Origin of the sequence: Streptosporangium sp. NPDC006930 (assembly GCF_040635605.1) — a bacterium.
Taxonomy (GTDB): domain Bacteria; phylum Actinomycetota; class Actinomycetes; order Streptosporangiales; family Streptosporangiaceae; genus Streptosporangium.
This window is the reverse complement of sequence record NZ_JBEYID010000017.1, coordinates 77,765-93,316: the sequence shown is the minus strand read 5'-3', so window position 1 is coordinate 93,316 and position 15,552 is coordinate 77,765. Positions and strand designations below refer to the sequence as shown.

Sequence of the window (15,552 nt, the reverse complement as noted above, 5' to 3'; positions counted from 1 at the left end):
CGAGGACTTCTACCGCAAGGCCCTCACCGGCCGGAGGCCGAAACGAGCGTTGGTGTGCGGCTCCTCCGATGAGACCATGCCGCGCCTGCTCACCGAACTGCTCCCCGACGCGCGGATCGTGGTGACCGACATCTGCCGGACGCCGCTGACGCTCGTCAACGCCTGGGCCGATCGGTGCGGCCGGAACGTGACGACCATGTGGGCGAAGGCGCCGGAACTGGCCAACGTGTCCGGCCCCTTCGACATGATCATCACGGATGGGTTGTTGTCCCTGCTGCCCACCCCGGACGACCGGGACACGGCGCTCGCCCGCTTGGCCAACCTGCTGACCGACGACGGCATGCTGCTGTACACCACCCGCATCGCCGGCCCCGCAGGACGGCTGGAATACGACCTGCCCGGCCGCGCCGTTCAGGCGCTGGCCACCGCCGCCGGATGGCCCGGCCCGCCGGGCGAACGGCTATGGCTGGCCCGGCAACGACTGCGCGGCTCATCGCGGCCCGCCCCGTTCACCACCTCCACCCAGCTGCGCGACACCTTCTACACCGAATTCGCCCAAGTGCTCCTGTCCACCCATGCGGCTGCACCGACACTCGCGTTGGCCCTGCACCCGGCGTTCTGGGCCGGGCGAGGCAGCATATGTGTCGGCGTGGCCGCCACCCACCCAAGGAGTCGGCTGTGACACTGCCGATCAGCATCTCCGTCTACCGGCCGGGAACGGCCCTCGATGAGGAACTCGCCACCCTCGGCTACGCCGCCATGCGAGGCCGGCCCGATCAGCGGCCGGTGACCGCTGCACTGGTGCGGTCGCGGCTGCACCCCCCGGGAGGCGCCTTCCCCACGATCATGGTCGTGGCGCGCTCAGCCACCGGCGGCCTGGCCGGGGCGGCGGCGCTGCGCCACCCCGCCGCGCCAGGCGCACCGGCCAGGCTGTGGGGGCCCGCCGTCGCCCCCGAATGGCAACGGCAAGGGCTGGGCACCCTACTGCTGAAGTACGCCGCCGATTCCCTCCCCCAGGGGATGGTCGTGCTCACCGCGGAGATCCCCGCGACCCGCGAGCACGGCTGCACGTTCTACACCCGCGCCGGGTGGCGCCCACACTCCACTGCGGCGCTGCTGAAAGCCCCCATCGCTGGCGACCTCGCCACGCTGGATGAAGACCACACGCTGGTGCGGCCGGCGGGTCCTGGCGACGCCGCAGCACTGGGCCGCCTCTACCACACGGTTCACCCCGGTCACGGGTTCGCCGTCGCACAAGACACCTACCCGCGGTGGAGCAGCGACGAGCGGTTCGTCGCCGATGGCCTGCTCGTCGTCGACGGCGACGGCTCCGGTCTGCAGGCCGCGGCCCTGGTCTATCCGCTCATCCACTCCGCCCCCGCAGAACCGGCGGAGGCGCTGCTGGCCGACGTGCTGATCCACCCTGGCGCCGACCGGGCGGCCCTGGCCGGGCCGCTGATCGCTGCGGCGCTCGCCGCAGGCGCCCGCCATGACGCCGAAGTGGCCCGCGCCATCGTCCCCACCACCCACACTGAGCTGCTGGCCGATCTGCGCGCGGCCGGTCTGGCCACGGTGGAGGAGATCCGCTACTACCAGGCGCCACTGGTGCCGCACACCGAAGGAGAATTCCTGTGACGACATCGGTCCCTGTGTCTCTGCCGAAGCGCACCCTCGGCCGGTGCGGCATCACCGTGCCCGCTGTCGGCATCGGCTGCTGGGGCATCGGCGGACCGGCCGAAAACCTCGGCCTGCCGATGGGCTGGTCCACCAGCACCTCACCGGAGGTGGCCGCCGCCGGCCTGGAAACCGCGTGGCAGATGGGCGCCCGCCTGTTCGACACTGCCGACGTCTACGGGCACGGCCGCTCTGAACGCCTGCTCGGCGACCTGGTCGCGCAGGTGCCGCGCGAGGAAATCGTGCTGGTGTCCAAGGTCGGCTACTTCGCCGGCACCGCACCGCACGGCTTCGACCCCTGGCACATGCGCCACCAGCTGGAGCAGACCCTGAACAACCTGCGCACCGGCCACCTCGACGCCTACTTCCTGCACCACTCCGACTTCGGTGAAGGTGACCGGTGGCTGGAGCCTGCGGTGGAGGCGATGCGTTCCTTCCAGCGCGAAGGGCTGATCCACGCAGTCGGCATGCGAGGTCCGCACCGGTTCGCCCGCGACCGCCTCACCGTCGCCGCCGACCAACGCGGCGACAAGATCGCCCGGTTTCAGGCGGTGTTCGACACGGTGCGCCCGGACCTGCTCGCGGTCCGCGACCACCTGCTGTCCCCGGCGGCCCGCTCCGAGGGCATCTTCGCGTTCGCCGAGAAGCACAAGGTCGGCGTGCTGATCAACAAGCCACTGGCGCAGGGCCTGCTGACCGGCGCCTACGACCCTGCGGCCATGCCGCTGATCGGTCCCGGCGACCACCGCTCGCGCAAGCGGTGGTTCACCCCTGCGGCGGTCGAGGTCATCGCCGAGGGGCTGAACGAGCTGCGCGGCCTGGTCGGGTGGCGCCGCGAGGACCTGATCCATATCGCCCTGTGGGCGTGCCTGGATCGCTATGATCAGGCGGCTGTGCTGGTCGGATTCACCACTGCGGAGCAGGTGGCGATGAACCTGTCTGCGCTGGGCGCGCCCCCGCACCCCGAGGTGATCGACCAAGCCCGCACGATCATGGGGCAGGTGCAGGCCCGCCTCGACGCCCAGGGGGAGGTCTTCACCGACGAGACGGTGAGGGAACGCCAATGAGCGGCGACGACCGCCAGCAGCTCAGCATCCTGCAGGCGGGAGAGCACTATGCCCGCCCCGGCCAGGTGCGCGTCCTGACGCTCAACGTGCAGCACGCCAACCCCGCCCGGTCCCGGCGGCAAGCCGACTGGCTCGCCGCCCAGGACGCCGACGTCGTCGTGCTGACGGAGGTCACGCCTGGAGCACACGCCATAACTCAAGCGCTGGGCGAGCACGGGTTCAGCGTGCATCTGGGCGACGGCGGCGCGGACTATCTGACGGTCGTCGCCTCCCGCATCGGCAAACAGGAACCGGCCCCGCAGATTCGTCCCGGCCATCTGCCGCACCGGTGCGCCGCCATCCGCCTCCACCTCGACGACGGATCCAGCATCGGCGTGGTCGGCCTGTACGTGCCCTCCCGCGGTCCCCAGCAGCGCCGCAACTTCGACAAACGCCTGTTTCAAGACGCGGTGACGGAACTGCTGCCCGCCCTGGCCGACGACCTCGCGGTGACCGGCCCGATCGTCATCGCTGGAGACCTCAACGTCGTCGAGCGGGGCCACAAGCCGCATCACGCGGTGTTCGGCAACTGGGAGTACACCTTCTACGACGCGTTCGCCGCCGCCGGATACGGCGACGCATTCCGCCGCCACCACCCCGACCTGGACGATCACTCCTGGTACGGGCGCCGCAGCGGCGAAGGCTACCGATTCGATCACCTGTTCTGCTCCCCGGTCGGCGCGGTCATCGACTGCCGCTACGTGCACGAGCCCCGCACCTCGGGGCTCAGCGACCACGCGGCGATGACCGCGACCATCACCCTGCCCACCGGCACCCCCTAACCCCTTTTTTCACCGCGCAGCCCTGAGCGCCCCCTGAGGCGCCACAGGGCGGGTTCGTCATGCCCTCATCCACGTATCTCACGTACGGAGGCTTCGCATGCCCCCCACCATCAGCGCCAGCCACAGCCTGCTCCTGGAGGCCATCGGCCGGCTCAGGCTCACCCCACTGACCCCCGCCCAGCAGCAGGCGATCCACGACATCCCCCGCAGCCAGCCCAACGCGCTGCGCGACACCATCGTCAGCCTCCTGCCCGGCCGTAACGTCGTGCTCACCGGCACGCTGGAGCGGCGCCTACTCGCTGTCAGCACCGGCCGGCGAGCCGACCATCCGCGACGTCATCGCGCACTGGCACGGCGACCTCGAGCGCGACCAGGTTCACGGCATCGGCTACGTCGGCGCGGCGCGCGGCGGCGCGATGGCCGTCGGCCGGCGCCGCACCGCGGCGGTGCCCAACCGCGACGCCGACGACTTCTTCCCCGAGCTGGACCTGCTGCAGGACACCTTCGCCCACCAGGGGGTGATGCAGTTGGAGACGACCCGCGGCTGTACCAGCCAGTGCTCGTTCTGCCCGCGCGGCCATAAAGGGATGTGGGCGGGCGGCGCCCCTGAGCAGCTGCCGTGGATGCTGGAGGCGCTGAAGGAGGAGTTCGACCGCCACCCCGACCTCTCCCGCACCCTGTACCTGGTGGACGAGGAGGCCATCGGACGCGGCGACGACGCCGTTCCGCGGGCACTAGCCGTCGCCGCCGAGATCACCAAAGCGGGTTTCAAGTGGGAGACGTCGTGCCGCATCGACCAGGTCGTCCACCCCGGCCACGACCGGGAGTGGCACATCGAGCGGGCCGAGATGTGGCGGGCTCTCGTCCGCGACGGGCTGCGCCGCATGCTGTTCGGGGTGGAGTCCGGCGTCACCTCCATCCTGCGGAGATTCAACAAGGAAACCACCGGCGAGCAGAACGCGGTCGCGATCCGCACCTTGTCGGCGCTCGGCGTGCCGACGCGCTTCACGTACATCACATTCGATCAGCTGATGAGCCTGGAAGAGCTGCACGCCACGCACGCCTTCCAGGGGCGGACGGATCTGCTGTTGCGTCCGATGCCGCACCTGAGTGCTGAGGAGATCGTCGACGGTGTCCGTAATCCGTCGTTCGTCGCCGAGCGCAGTACCGGTGTGGGTCGACCGGAACTTCGCGCTGGACTACACGCTGAAGTCCCTGGAGAAGGTGCTGGACGGTGAGCCACGCCGCGAGGTTCGTGCGGCCCGGGTCGTCATCAAGGACGCCGCGTACGCCGTCTTCACCCGCATGCTCGACCTCATCGACGAGCATTCCGGCCCGGTGCAGCTGAGGCAGCTCATCATCCGGCTGGACGCGATGCTGGACGAGCAGGTCGAGGTGCTGCGCAGCCGCATGGCCGCCACCGTGCCAGGAGTCGTCGCGGCGTTGCCATCGCAGGCCGCCGACCGGCTCGTCCACGAGCACAGCCGGTGGGCGGCCACGACAGGCTGGACATTGATCAACGCGGCTGATCCGTGTGGAACCTGAGCCGCTGCAGGTCAGGCAGGCTCAGAGATCGGCACCCAGTTGAACTCGGGGCAGTATCGGGAGTATGTGGCCAGCTTCCAGGCCGCGTACTCCCGCGTCCGGCCGGTAGCGCGCAGCAGGTGTTTGACCCAGGTGTGGGCGATCCGTTCCCGTCGGCTCATGCCGGTGTCGATCTCGTCGAGCATGCGGCACGCGACCACGAAGTCCTCCTCGGTGAGCGCCGACAGGTCGATCTCGACGCCGTCGACCTCGAAGGAGAACACCAGTCGGGTGGTGGTGAACCGGGTGAGACGCTCGCCCTTGAACGCCGCGTGCGGGGCGAGCGCCGCTGTCAGCTCCTCGCGGCCGGCGACCGGGTAGCCGATTCCCAGATCCAGATCACTGGTCTCCAGGTTGAGCTGGATCCCGAAGGAGCCGACGTCACGCGGCGTGTGCCCGGTCCAGGACTCGACAAGGCGGGCCGCCGTGGCGCGGACCCGCAGGAGTCGCTCATCCTCCGCGCGCCGTGCCTGCCAGAACGCCTCGGCTCGGCGGAACTCCTCGGCGTCGAAGGACTCGGGAACAGCCCACCCCGAGGCCAGGACGGCCTCAAGATCGAGGCTCGTCGCCGTTCCATCCGCAGAGATCGTTTGTTCGGTCATCGACCCAGCGTAGTAACAGCGGTATCGCGCGCCTCGGAAGTCCCGCGTTTCCCATAGGGCTCCTGGCATCGGAGCCTCAGGGGCGGAGCGGGTCCTTGTCGGCGGGGGAGAGGTCGCTGGGCCAGAGCCGGTAGACGTTGAGACGCGTCTCGTAGTACTTGTCCGTCTCCCCGACCCACTGCATGCCGATGCGCTTGGCCGTCGCCGCGCCGCGGTCGTTGTTCACCCGGACGACCGCGACCAGCTCGTGGGCGCCGATGGAGAACGCCCACGCGGCCAGGGCGCGGCCGGCCTCGGTGGCGTAGCCCTTTCCCCAGGCGTCGGGGGAGAGCTGCCAGCCGATCTCGATGTCCTCCTCGTCGGGCGGCAGGTAGCGCAGGGAGAGGCCGCCGACGACCCGCTGGTCGGAGTTGCGGACGATCGCCCACCGGCCCAGCGGGGGCGTGAGGGTGCTGCGGTTACGGTCCCACGACTCCAGCGTGGCCCGCATCGCCTGCTCGCCCTCGAGCTGCGTCATCGCGGGGGAGAGCCACCGGGTGACCTCCGGGACGCCGTAGATGGCGAGGGCCTCGGCGGCGTCGTCGGGACTCCAGTCACGCACCGTGAGGCGGGCGGTGGTCAGTAGGGCCATGTTTTCCTCTCCCTGGCGAGTTGACCGGCCGTACGGCGACGAGAGGACGCCGACCTGGAGAAATATCAGTTTCTTGCTGGAAATGTCCGACGTATTGCACTTGTGAGAGTACGCCTATTCGCCGGGTAGCGGCGAGGCAGGGCGGGGATAGCCGGGACGTCCCCTTGATGTCTCCCGGAAAAAGGGCGGTCATCGCCCGCCGTGACCGCCCGTGCTCTCCCGAGGGAGGACGCGGGAAAGGGGGGGCGGCCCCCTCGAAGCCGGGAGACACCAAGGAGGAACGGCCTGCCTCTCCAGGACGGGAGGAGGACACCGGATCGGCGTCAACCCTCCAGGGCGTATCGCATCACCCGAAACTTGGCCTCGGCCTCGGCGAGCTCGGAGGCGGGATCGGAGTCGCCCATGATGCCGCAGCCGGCGAACAGCCGGGCGGTGGGGCCCTCGATCTGGGCGCAGCGCAGCGCGATGCCCCACTCACCGTCGCCCCGCGCGTCGATCCAGCCCACCGGGCCCGCGTACCCGGCGCGGTTCATGCCCTCGAGCTCGCGGATGACGCCGAGGGCCGCCCCCGTGGGGGTGCCGCCGACGGCGGCGGTCGGGTGCATGGCCGCCACCACGTCAAGGACCGAGGCCCCGTCCGACAGCCGTCCCCTCACCGGGCTGGCCAGGTGCTGGACGTTGGAGAGCACCAGGAGCTCGGGCTCCTCGGGGATCTTCAGTTCGGCGCAGAGCGGGTCGAGTGCCTCGCGCACCGAGGCGACCGCGCAGGCGTGCTCGTAGCGGTTCTTCTCCGAGGCGAACAGGGCCGTGCCGCGCGCCTCGTCGTCGGCCTCGTCGGCGCCCCGCGGGATCGTGCCGGCGAGCACCAGGGACTCGACGGTCTCCCCGGCGCGCCGGACCAGCAGTTCGGGCGTGGCGCCGACCAGCCCCGCGCAGGAGAAGGTGTAGCACTCCGGGTAGCGCCCGGACAGGCGGGCGAGCAGCAGCCGGACGTCGATCGGACGCTCCGCGACGGCGGCCAGGTCGCGGGCGAGCACGGTCTTCTCCAGCCGGCCCGACCTGATACGCCGGACGGCCCTGGCCACGGCGTGCTCCCACTCGGGCGCGGTCAGGCTGCCGTCGCCGTACCGGATCCTGCCAGGGGCGCGGAGCGGGGTGACCGCGTCGAGTCGCCGCTCGCCGACGGTGGTCAGCCAGGCGCGGCCGTCGCGGCGGGCGAGGATGGTCTGGGGGACGACGAGAACCGAGCCGTGCGCCTCCGGATCGAAGGTGAAGGAGCCGAAGGCGACGGGACCCGAGCCGGGCGAGGTCACGTCGTCGTCGACGTGCGCCTCGCCGAAGAGGCCCGACAGCCGGTCGCGGGCCCAGTCGAAACGCCCCGGGCCGGGCGGCACGGCCAGGCGGACGGCCTCGCCCCAGGCGACGAGACCTTCTCCGTGTCTCACCCAGGCGTAGGGGGCGGCCTCGGGCAGTCGTGTGAACAGGTCACCGGGGTCGTCGATGGGGGTGGTCGTCACCACGAGAGGACGGGTTGATCCGAGCGCTACACTCACCTCCGCCACTCTATGCGGGGAACTGAACGTGTTCGACGGCAGTATGCCCGCCAGCACATCCGCCACGCGCTGTCAAGAAAACCAAGGCACTCGGTCAACAGACTCTACCGTCCTGGCCTGCGGTGATACATCCGAAGCAGACGCGATCTCTCAGCGGAGGTGTCATGCTTCGCACGACTGTGACAGCACTCACAGGGCTGGCCGCCCTCATGACCGCCTGGGTGCCCCCGGCCGGAGCCACCCGGACGGCGGAGCCCTGGCGGCCGGTGGTCATGGCCGCGCTCGGCGACTCCATCAGCGCGGGGTTCAACGCCTGCGGCTGGTATCTCACCTGCGCCTCGCGCTCCTGGTCCACCGGTGACCACCCGAGCGTACGGAGCCAGTACGCCAGGCTGCGGGCCGCGGACATGGTCGCCGGGAACAACGTGAACCTCGCCGTCCCCGGTTCCACCAGCGCAGACCTCGCCGGCCAGGTGGCCCGGGCGGTCAGCCGGCGTGCCGACTACGTGACGGTGCTGATCGGCGCCCAGGACGCCTGCGTGTCCGCCGAACGGCTGATGACCCCCGTGGCCGTCTACGAGAGGCGGGTGGCCGAGGCCCTGGCGCTGTTTCGTGCCGGGCGGCCCGGCGGCCGGGTGTTCGTGGCGAGCGTCCCCGACCTCAAGCGGCTGTGGCAGATCGGCAGGAAGAACCCGGTGGCGCGCGGGTTCTGGGCGGTGGGCCGGATCTGCCCCACCATGCTGGCGCGGCCCACCTCGACCTCGGCGGCCGACCAGGCGCGCCGCGACCGCGTGCGCGCCAGGGTGGCCGACTACAACGCCGCGCTCGCCAGGGTCTGCGCGGCGTACGGCCCCGCCTGCAGGTTCGACGGCAACGAGGTCTTCAGGCAGCGCTTCACGGTCGGCCACCTGAGCAAGTGGGACTTCTTCCACCCCAACGCCGCGGGCCAGAAGCTGATCGCGGAGAAGACCTACGCGATGATGCGCGACTGGCTCACCGCGGACGACACCGCGGACGACACCGAGCCCCTCCCCGCCCCTGCCCCGGCCCCCGTCCTTTGATCTCGGCCCTGTCCGGCGCCGTGCGCGCCTCCGTTGCGCACGGCGCCGGTTCTCCCTCGTGGTCGGTCCGTTTCGGGGGAGAGGCGGGCGGCCTAGAGCCAGCCGTTGTGCCGGGCGGTGCGGGCGGCCTCGATGCGGTTACGGGTGCCGGTCTTGCCGATCGCGGCGGACAGGTAGTTGCGCACGGTGCTCTCCGACAGGTGCAGCCGCCGTGAGATGTCGGAGATCGCCGCGCCGTCGGCCGCCGCGGCGAGCACGTCCCGTTCGCGATCGGTGAGCGGGCTGGCACCGGTGCTCAGCGCGGCGGCGGCCAGTACGGGGTCGATCACCTTCTCACCGGCCAGGACCCGGCGGATCGCCGCGGCGAGATCCTCGACGGGACCGTCCTTGACCATGAACCCGGCGGCGCCCGCCTCCATCGCCCGCCGCAGGTAGCCGGGCCTGCCGAACGTGGTCAGGATCAGCACCCTGCAGCCCGGCAACCCGTCCCGCAGCCCGGCCGCGGCCTCCAGGCCGCTCGCTCCCGGCATCTCGATGTCCAGCAGGGCGACGTCGGGTCGCGCGGTGAGCGCGACCGGCACGACCTCGTCGCCCCTGGTGACCGTGGCGACCACCTCGATGTCGTCCTCCAGGTCGAGAAGCAGGGCGAGCGCGCTGCGCATCATGCCCTGGTCCTCCGCGAGCAGCACTTTGATCATGGAAGCGTCACCCTCAGCAGGAAGCCGTCGCGGTCATGGGTCTCCAGCGTCCCGCCGAGTGCGACGACCCGCTCGGTCAGGCCGCGCAGGCCGTTGCCCGCCGGGCTCCCGCCGCGTCCCCGGCCGTCGTCACGGATCTCCAGCGTCGTCCCCTCCAGGAGGATCTCACAGGTGCCCGCGGCGCTGTGGCGGACCACGTTGGTCACCCCTTCCCGCACGGCCCAGCCCAGCAGGGCGTCGGCCTCCGGCGCGGGCCGTTCCCCGGTGACGGTGACGGTGGCGGTGATACCCGCGTCGGCCAGGGCCGTGCGCGCCGAGGCCAGCTCCGCGTCGAGCCCTCGGCCCCGGTAGCCGGTGACCGCGGCCCTCACCTCGGTGAGCGCCTCCCTGCCGACGGCCTCGATGTCGGCCGCCTGCCGTGCCGCGGCCTCGGCGTCGCGGGGGGCGAGCCGTCGTACGGCCTCCGCCTTGACCACCATCACCGACAGGGTGTGCCCGAGCAGGTCGTGCAGGTCGCGGGAGAAGCGCAGCCGCTCCTCGGCCACCGCGACCCGGGCCAGCTCCTCGCGGGTCTCCTGGAGTTCGGCGATCACGGAGAACAGCTTCAGGACGACGCTGACCACGAGACCGCCGGTGGTCGTCCCCCAGCTGGCCAGGGAGATGCTCTGCCAGCTCGCCCCCGCGCGCCACATCACCGCCACCAGCGCGAGCGTGAGCGCGGTGAGGATGACGTAGACGGATCGGCCGCGCAGCACGACCCCACAGGCGATGGTCATCAGCGGTGCGAGGTAGAACCAGTTGTGCGCGAAGCCCGCCAGCAGCAGGAAGGCAACCGTGAGCAGCCCGGCCAGCGCCACGGTCGCCGCGCGCCGCCCATTGTGGAAGGACAGCCGGACGCACAGCACGTACAGGACGGCGAAGACGGCGACGCCCAGCGCGGCCGGTGCCGTCGGCCGCACGTGGCCCGCCGCGAGGTCGCTGATCGGGGGGTAGGCGAGCAGCAGCCACGGGTAGAAGGCGAACTCTCCCGGCCCTTCCCGCCTCGTCACCCTCCCCTGCCCCTTCCGGGCCTTTTCCCCGCCCGGCACCTTCCCCGGCGTCTCCCGGGGCCGCTCCGCCTTCCCGTTCACCCGGCCACTCCCATCACGCGGCTCATCGCACGCGCCCTGCCCGGCGGTAGCCGTACACCGCCAGGATTCCGAAGACGACCAGCCAGCCGGTCAGGATCAGCGCCGTGCCGGCCCCGGGCGTCTCGCCGAAGGCGACCTTACGCGGCAGGTCGGCGTAGCCGAAGCTCGGCGTCCACTGTGCGACGACCCTCAGCCAGGAGGGGAAGCCCTCGGTGGGCAGCCACAGCCCTCCGACGATCGCCATTGTCATGTTGGCCGCGATGGTGAACACGGCGGCGGTCTGGCCACTGAACAGGTAGCCGAGGGCCATGCCGAGCAGGGTGAAGGGCAGGGAACCCACCCAGAGCAGGAGTACGATCGAGATCCACTGCCAGACCTCCAGCCGTACCCCGTTGAGCAGCGCCGCCGACAGGCACGCCCCGGTGATCGCGGGCAGCACCATGAGCACACCGGTCGCCGCCTTGCCCGCGACCACCCGTACCGGGGCGAGGGGAGTGGTCCGCAGCTGCCGCAGCCAGCCCGCGGTCCTGTCCTCGGCGATGCCGGCGCCGTTGTTGAAGGCCGAGCCGATCGCGCCGAAGGCGGCCATGTTGACCATCATGTAGAGGGCGGCCCAGACGCGGTCGTCGCCCGCCACTCCGAGGTTGGTGAAGACGAGGTACATCGTCACGGGCATCGCGAAACCCATGATCACGTATCCGGGGTCGCGGAGGATTCTGGTGACCTCCAGGCGGATGTAGCCGAACATCAGACCTTCACCTCCGACGCTTCCGTTGCCCGCTCCGCCTGGCCCGCCTGTCCTGTCAATGCGAGGAAGGCGTCTTCGAGCGCGGCGGGGACGACCTCGAGGTCTCGTACGCCTCCCGCCGCCGCCAGTGCCACGACGGTGGCGTCGGCGTCGCGGGTACGCAGGTGGGCCCGCTCCCCCCGGATCTCGACGGAGACGACCCCGGGCAGGCGTTCCAGGAAGGCGCCGTCCCCGGCGGCGGTGACGCTGACCGTGGACAGCGCGACCAGCCGCTTGATCTCCCCGCTGGTGCCGTCGGCCACGATCCGGCCTTTGTCGACCACCACGACCCGGTCGGCGTACTCGTCGGCCTCCTCCAGGTAGTGGGTGGAGAACAGGATCGTCCTGCCGCGCGCGGTGAAGGCGCGCATGCTCTCCCAGAACTCCCGCCTGGCCCGTACGTCCAGCGCCGCGGTCGGCTCGTCGAGCAGGATCAGTTCGGGGTCTCCGGCCAGCGCGAGCGCGAAGCGGACCCGCTGTGCCTGGCCGCCCGACAACCGCTCCAGCCTGCGACCGGCGAGCCCTTCCAGCCCGGCGATCGACAGCACCTCCTGTAGGGGGAGCGGCGCCGGGTAGGTCCCTGAGACGAATCCGACCAGCTCGCGGACCGTGGTCCGGGAAACGAGGCCGCCCTCCTGGGGCATCGCCGCCAGCCGCCCGCTCCGGATCGCGTCCTCGGGGGTGCCTCCGAGGACGCGCACCGTTCCGGAGTCGGGGGCCAGCAACCCGAGCAGCAGCGCGATCGTGGTCGACTTTCCCGCGCCGTTGGGACCGAGCAGGGCGACGGTGCGCCCGGGGGGGATGCCGAGGCTGAGACCGTCCACGGCGCGCACCGCCCCGAAGCGTTTGGTCACGTCCTTGAGTGACACTGTGTCATTCGTGTCATTCGTGTCGTCTGTCATGTGGACGACGCTACGGAGAGCGCGTTTTCCGCGGCAGATCCATCGATCCAGCGTCAATCATGACAAATGTCCTGGATCTCCTATGGGCGTGACCAGGTGAGCGTCGCGCGGCGAAAGCGGACGACACTCCGATATATCGAACTTGACTTATATAAGCTTAGCCTGAAATATTTGCCGAGCACGTGTTCGATGTTTCTGGCCGCCGGGTCCGGCGCCGAAGCCGTCGGCGAGCGGAACGTTCCCGTGACGGCGGACACTCTCATCCACCCCCCTCCGACAGGAGCTCCGATGTCGCAGAAGATCACCACTTTCCTGATGTTCCAGGGCGCAGCCGAGGAGGCGATGACGTTCTACACGTCGCTGTTCGACGATGCCGAGATCCTCAGCCTCCTCCGTTACGGCCCCGAGGGCCCCGGCGCGGAGGGCAGCGTGATGCACGCCACGTTCACGATGGCGGGCGGGCAGTACATGGCCATCGACAGCAACGTGGAGCACGCCTTCGGCTTCACCCCGTCGGTCTCGCTGTACGTGCAGTGCGAGTCGGATGCGGAGATCGAGCGCCTGTACGCGGCGCTGTCGGAGAACGGCGAACCGCTGATGCCGCTCGGCTCCTACGGCTTCAGCAAGCGCTTCGGCTGGACCAACGACCGTTTCGGCGTCTCCTGGCAGCTGAACCTCGCCTGATCTTCCCGCCGTGACGGATCCCGCCCCCGTCGGTGGGATCCGTCACATGCGAGCACGTGGCCACACGCGCCCACGGCGTCGCCGTCCGGTCAGTCGCCTCGCAGGACTTCACGCAGCCGGGGGACGAATCCCTCGGGATCGTCGAGGAAGGCGATGTGGCCACCGGGGAAGTACGTCGGCTCCGTGCCGAGCGCGGAGGCGAGCGCGGTCGACGTGTGATCGCAGAGCTGGCCTGCCGACTCCTTCCCGATGCCGACCACGATGCGGGGCGACCCGGTCCGCAGCGCGGCGATGTCGGGCTGCCAGCGGGTGGTTCCGCGCATCTCGTGCAGGAACCAGAAGCGCTCGTCCGCCGCCTGCTGCGGATCGGGCTCGGCCGGAGCCTGTGTGGGGCCGCCTGTGGACTCCTCGAAGTCGGGCAGCGGGATGTTCGCGTTGATCATGAACTTCGTCCAGGCACCCGCTACGTCGCCGGAGACGTAGGTGGCGATGATGTCCTCGACCGCCGCGTCGCGCTCGTCGGGGTTGTCGAGCAGACGGTTCAGCGGGGGCTCGTGCGCGATCACGGTACGCACCCGCTCGGGATGGGCGACGGCGAGCGCCAGCGCGGTGACGGCGCCGCCGCTGGAGCCGAAGACCGCGGCAGGGCCGGCGTCGAGACGGGCGAGGAGCAGGGAGAGGTCGTCGGCGCGCAGCCGCGGGGTCGAGTCCTGGCCGGGGGTGTCGAGGGAGCTTCGGTTGACGCCCCGGGGGTCGGTGGTGAGCACGGTGTGGTCGGTGGCGAGCAGGTCGGCCAGCGGCGCGAAGTGATCGGCGTGCATTGGGGCGCCGACGAGCGCCACGAGGGGTCCCTGCCCTCGCACCTCGTAGTGGAGCGTGGCGCCGGGGACCTTGAGGGACCCGGTGGTGACGGTTGTGCGGCTCATCGCGATCTCCTGGAACAGTCTGGAACGGTGCTGTGGTGCTCGGTCGAAGTAGAGACTCCCTGCGTGGGGCAGAATCGTCGTTCGTGAGGGAGATTTCTTCGCGGTTCGCGGACATGACGGCGGAAGGTTCCGGGGATGCCGGTCCGGCGCGGACGCGTGCCGGGAACGAGGACCTCGCCCCGGGCCGCGACGGGGGCACCGATCCGGCTCGCGACGGAAACATCGACGGGGACATCGACGGGGACACCGATCTGGTCCGGGCGCGTGCCGGGGACGACGCGGCGTTCACCCGTCTCGTGGAGCCCCTGCGCCGCGAGCTGCACGCCCACTGCTACCGCATGCTCGGCTCCACCCACGACGCCGACGACGCCCTGCAGGACGCCCTGCTACGGGCCTGGCGGGGACTCGCGCGCTTCGAGGGCCGAAGCTCGCTGCGCTCGTGGCTCTACACCGTGGCCACCCGCACCTGCCTGGACGTCGTCGGCGCCCGTGGCAGGCGGGCACTGCCCGTCGACCTCGGCCCCTCCAGCGACCGCGCCGTGCTCGGCGACCCCCCGCTGACCGACGTCGCCTGGCTGAGCCCCTACCCCGACGCCGGTCTCACCGACGCCCCCGTGGGCCCGGACACACGCTACGAGCAGCGCGAAGCCGTCGAGCTCGCCTTCGTCGCGGCCCTGCAGCACCTGCCGGGCAACCAGCGGGCGGCACTGCTGCTGTTCGAGGTCCTCGGCTTCTCCGCCGCGGAGATCGCCCTCACGATGGACACCACCACCACGTCGGTGAACAGCGCCCTGGCGCGAGCGCGCAGGGTCGTCGCGGACAAGGTCTTTCCCCGCACGCAGCAGCCGACGTTGCGGAAGATCGGAGACGCCCGCGTACGGGAGATCGTCGCCGACTACTCCTCCGCGCTGGAACGCGGCGACACCGACGCCCTGGTCGCGTTGCTGACCGAGGACGTCACCTGGTCGATGCCGCCGATGGCGCACTGGTACCGCGGTCTGGAGGCCGTCACCGACTTCGCCGTACGGGTCCCGCTGACGACCTGCGGAAGCTGGCGGCACCTTCCGGTCGGCGCGAACGGCCAGCCGGGAGTGGGCTGCTACCTCTGGGACGAGGGCGCCGCCGCGCACCTCGCCTGGTCGATCAACGTGTTCACCCTGCGCGGCGATCGGATCACCGACATCACCTCGTTCGTCGACCCCGGCCACTTCGCCGCCTTCGGACTGCCCGCGTCACTGCCCTGAGCCGGGAGCGCCCCGAGGTCCCGGGGACCCGAGCACCCGGGGACGGTCACCCGCCCCCTTGCCGGGACGACGCACGCCCGTCGACGCCGCGGCATCGGCCGATCCGTCGGCGCGTCACGGGAGACCGGCCCCGGACTCGCGACCAGGACTCGGACACCTCCCTCAGGGCGGCACGAGCCCGCCGCTCC

General features: G+C 70.9%; 18 protein-coding genes. 9 read left to right on the top strand and 9 right to left on the bottom strand.

Annotated features, from left to right (window positions below; genetic code table 11):
• Positions 1-76: 76 nt before the first annotated feature.
• Genes ABZ664_RS27215 through ABZ664_RS27200 form a run of 4 tightly spaced genes read left to right on the top strand, consistent with a single transcriptional unit; the run spans position 77 to position 3,562 of the window.
• Positions 77-682, top strand: a complete 606-nt coding sequence (locus tag ABZ664_RS27215; RefSeq protein WP_362515715.1) for a class I SAM-dependent methyltransferase — start codon at positions 77-79, stop codon at positions 680-682.
• The gene (locus ABZ664_RS27210) at positions 679-1,635 is read left to right on the top strand and encodes a GNAT family N-acetyltransferase (protein WP_362515712.1); all 957 of its coding nucleotides are present in this window, start codon (positions 679-681) and stop codon (positions 1,633-1,635) included. The genes ABZ664_RS27215 and ABZ664_RS27210 overlap by 4 nt, the downstream gene beginning before the upstream one ends.
• Positions 1,632-2,741, top strand: coding sequence for an aldo/keto reductase (locus ABZ664_RS27205; protein ID WP_362515709.1), 1,110 nt, complete (start codon positions 1,632-1,634; stop codon positions 2,739-2,741). Before ABZ664_RS27210 ends, ABZ664_RS27205 begins: the two co-directional genes overlap by 4 nt.
• Complete coding sequence (locus ABZ664_RS27200; RefSeq protein ID WP_362515706.1) at positions 2,738-3,562, top strand: endonuclease/exonuclease/phosphatase family protein; 825 nt, start codon at positions 2,738-2,740, stop codon at positions 3,560-3,562. Before ABZ664_RS27205 ends, ABZ664_RS27200 begins: the two co-directional genes overlap by 4 nt.
• Before the next feature lie 78 nt (positions 3,563-3,640).
• Here the strand turns inward: ABZ664_RS27200 and ABZ664_RS27195 are convergent, their stop codons facing one another.
• Positions 3,641-3,799 (bottom strand): hypothetical protein, encoded by a 159-nt coding sequence (locus tag ABZ664_RS27195; protein WP_362515703.1) that lies wholly within the window; start codon positions 3,797-3,799, stop codon positions 3,641-3,643.
• A gap of 179 nt (positions 3,800-3,978) precedes the next feature.
• Here ABZ664_RS27195 and ABZ664_RS27190 point away from each other — a divergent pair, with 179 nt between their 5' ends.
• Positions 3,979-4,800 carry a radical SAM protein gene (locus ABZ664_RS27190; protein ID WP_362515701.1) on the top strand — a complete coding sequence of 274 codons (822 nt, stop codon included), beginning with the start codon at positions 3,979-3,981 and terminating at the stop codon, positions 4,798-4,800.
• Positions 4,733-5,107: a hypothetical protein gene (locus ABZ664_RS27185; protein ID WP_362515699.1), complete on the top strand. Its 375-nt coding sequence runs from the start codon at positions 4,733-4,735 to the stop codon at positions 5,105-5,107. The genes ABZ664_RS27190 and ABZ664_RS27185 overlap by 68 nt, the downstream gene beginning before the upstream one ends.
• 11 nt (positions 5,108-5,118) lie before the next feature.
• Here the strand turns inward: ABZ664_RS27185 and ABZ664_RS27180 are convergent, their stop codons facing one another.
• The 3 genes from ABZ664_RS27180 to ABZ664_RS27170 form a co-directional block, all read right to left on the bottom strand.
• On the bottom strand, positions 5,119-5,748 hold the full coding sequence (locus ABZ664_RS27180; protein ID WP_362515697.1) for a hypothetical protein: 630 nt from the start codon (positions 5,746-5,748) through the stop codon (positions 5,119-5,121).
• A 76-nt stretch (positions 5,749-5,824) separates the two neighbouring features.
• Complete coding sequence (locus ABZ664_RS27175; protein WP_362515695.1) at positions 5,825-6,379, bottom strand: GNAT family N-acetyltransferase; 555 nt, start codon at positions 6,377-6,379, stop codon at positions 5,825-5,827.
• 323 nt (positions 6,380-6,702) lie between these two features.
• The gene (locus ABZ664_RS27170) at positions 6,703-7,932 is read right to left on the bottom strand and encodes an isochorismate synthase (RefSeq protein WP_362515693.1); all 1,230 of its coding nucleotides are present in this window, start codon (positions 7,930-7,932) and stop codon (positions 6,703-6,705) included.
• Positions 7,933-8,111: 179 nt separating this feature from the next.
• Here ABZ664_RS27170 and ABZ664_RS27165 point away from each other — a divergent pair, with 179 nt between their 5' ends.
• A complete protein-coding gene (locus ABZ664_RS27165; protein ID WP_362515691.1) occupies positions 8,112-8,993 on the top strand; it encodes a GDSL-type esterase/lipase family protein in 882 nt (293 codons plus the stop codon).
• Positions 8,994-9,085: 92 nt separating this feature from the next.
• Here the strand turns inward: ABZ664_RS27165 and ABZ664_RS27160 are convergent, their stop codons facing one another.
• The 4 genes from ABZ664_RS27160 to ABZ664_RS27145 all read right to left on the bottom strand — a co-directional run bounded on the left by ABZ664_RS27160 (position 9,086) and on the right by ABZ664_RS27145 (position 12,510).
• The gene (locus ABZ664_RS27160; RefSeq protein WP_362515689.1) at positions 9,086-9,691 is read right to left on the bottom strand and encodes a response regulator transcription factor; all 606 of its coding nucleotides are present in this window, start codon (positions 9,689-9,691) and stop codon (positions 9,086-9,088) included.
• Positions 9,688-10,740, bottom strand: coding sequence for a histidine kinase (locus ABZ664_RS27155; RefSeq protein WP_362515687.1), 1,053 nt, complete (start codon positions 10,738-10,740; stop codon positions 9,688-9,690). Before ABZ664_RS27155 ends, ABZ664_RS27160 begins: the two co-directional genes overlap by 4 nt.
• Positions 10,741-10,843: 103 nt before the next feature.
• Positions 10,844-11,569: an ABC transporter permease gene (locus ABZ664_RS27150; RefSeq protein WP_350947201.1), complete on the bottom strand. Its 726-nt coding sequence runs from the start codon at positions 11,567-11,569 to the stop codon at positions 10,844-10,846.
• On the bottom strand, positions 11,569-12,510 hold the full coding sequence (locus ABZ664_RS27145; RefSeq protein ID WP_362515684.1) for an ABC transporter ATP-binding protein: 942 nt from the start codon (positions 12,508-12,510) through the stop codon (positions 11,569-11,571). Before ABZ664_RS27145 ends, ABZ664_RS27150 begins: the two co-directional genes overlap by 1 nt.
• 288 nt (positions 12,511-12,798) lie before the next feature.
• Between ABZ664_RS27145 and ABZ664_RS27140 the strand changes: the two genes are divergently transcribed.
• The gene (locus ABZ664_RS27140; protein WP_362515682.1) at positions 12,799-13,194 is read left to right on the top strand and encodes a VOC family protein; all 396 of its coding nucleotides are present in this window, start codon (positions 12,799-12,801) and stop codon (positions 13,192-13,194) included.
• Between the two features lie 89 nt (positions 13,195-13,283).
• Here ABZ664_RS27140 and ABZ664_RS27135 read toward each other — a convergent pair whose 3' ends face one another.
• Entirely contained in the window at positions 13,284-14,120 is an 837-nt protein-coding gene (locus tag ABZ664_RS27135; protein WP_362515680.1) for an alpha/beta hydrolase, read from the bottom strand.
• 83 nt (positions 14,121-14,203) lie between these two features.
• On the opposite strand from ABZ664_RS27135, the gene ABZ664_RS27130 reads away from it, so the two are divergent.
• Entirely contained in the window at positions 14,204-15,364 is a 1,161-nt protein-coding gene (locus tag ABZ664_RS27130) for a sigma-70 family RNA polymerase sigma factor (protein ID WP_362515678.1), read from the top strand.
• Positions 15,365-15,552 lie beyond the last annotated feature (188 nt).

Bases quoted from the DNA above. Each gene is read 5' to 3' on its own strand.
- ABZ664_RS27215 (WP_362515715.1), top strand. From the start codon at position 77: ATGCCGCGCCTGCTCACCGAACTGCTCCCCGACGCGCGGATCGTGGTG.
- ABZ664_RS27200 (WP_362515706.1), top strand. From the start codon at position 2,738: ATGAGCGGCGACGACCGCCAGCAGCTCAGCATCCTGCAGGCGGGAGAG.
- ABZ664_RS27195 (WP_362515703.1), bottom strand. From the start codon at position 3,799: ATGGTGTCGCGCAGCGCGTTGGGCTGGCTGCGGGGGATGTCGTGGATC.
- ABZ664_RS27190 (WP_362515701.1), top strand. From the start codon at position 3,979: ATGGCCGTCGGCCGGCGCCGCACCGCGGCGGTGCCCAACCGCGACGCC.
- ABZ664_RS27180 (WP_362515697.1), bottom strand. From the start codon at position 5,748: ATGACCGAACAAACGATCTCTGCGGATGGAACGGCGACGAGCCTCGAT.
- ABZ664_RS27175 (WP_362515695.1), bottom strand. From the start codon at position 6,379: ATGGCCCTACTGACCACCGCCCGCCTCACGGTGCGTGACTGGAGTCCC.
- ABZ664_RS27160 (WP_362515689.1), bottom strand. From the start codon at position 9,691: ATGATCAAAGTGCTGCTCGCGGAGGACCAGGGCATGATGCGCAGCGCG.
- ABZ664_RS27150 (WP_350947201.1), bottom strand. From the start codon at position 11,569: ATGTTCGGCTACATCCGCCTGGAGGTCACCAGAATCCTCCGCGACCCC.
- ABZ664_RS27145 (WP_362515684.1), bottom strand. From the start codon at position 12,510: ATGACAGACGACACGAATGACACGAATGACACAGTGTCACTCAAGGAC.
- ABZ664_RS27140 (WP_362515682.1), top strand. From the start codon at position 12,799: ATGTCGCAGAAGATCACCACTTTCCTGATGTTCCAGGGCGCAGCCGAG.
- ABZ664_RS27135 (WP_362515680.1), bottom strand. From the start codon at position 14,120: ATGAGCCGCACAACCGTCACCACCGGGTCCCTCAAGGTCCCCGGCGCC.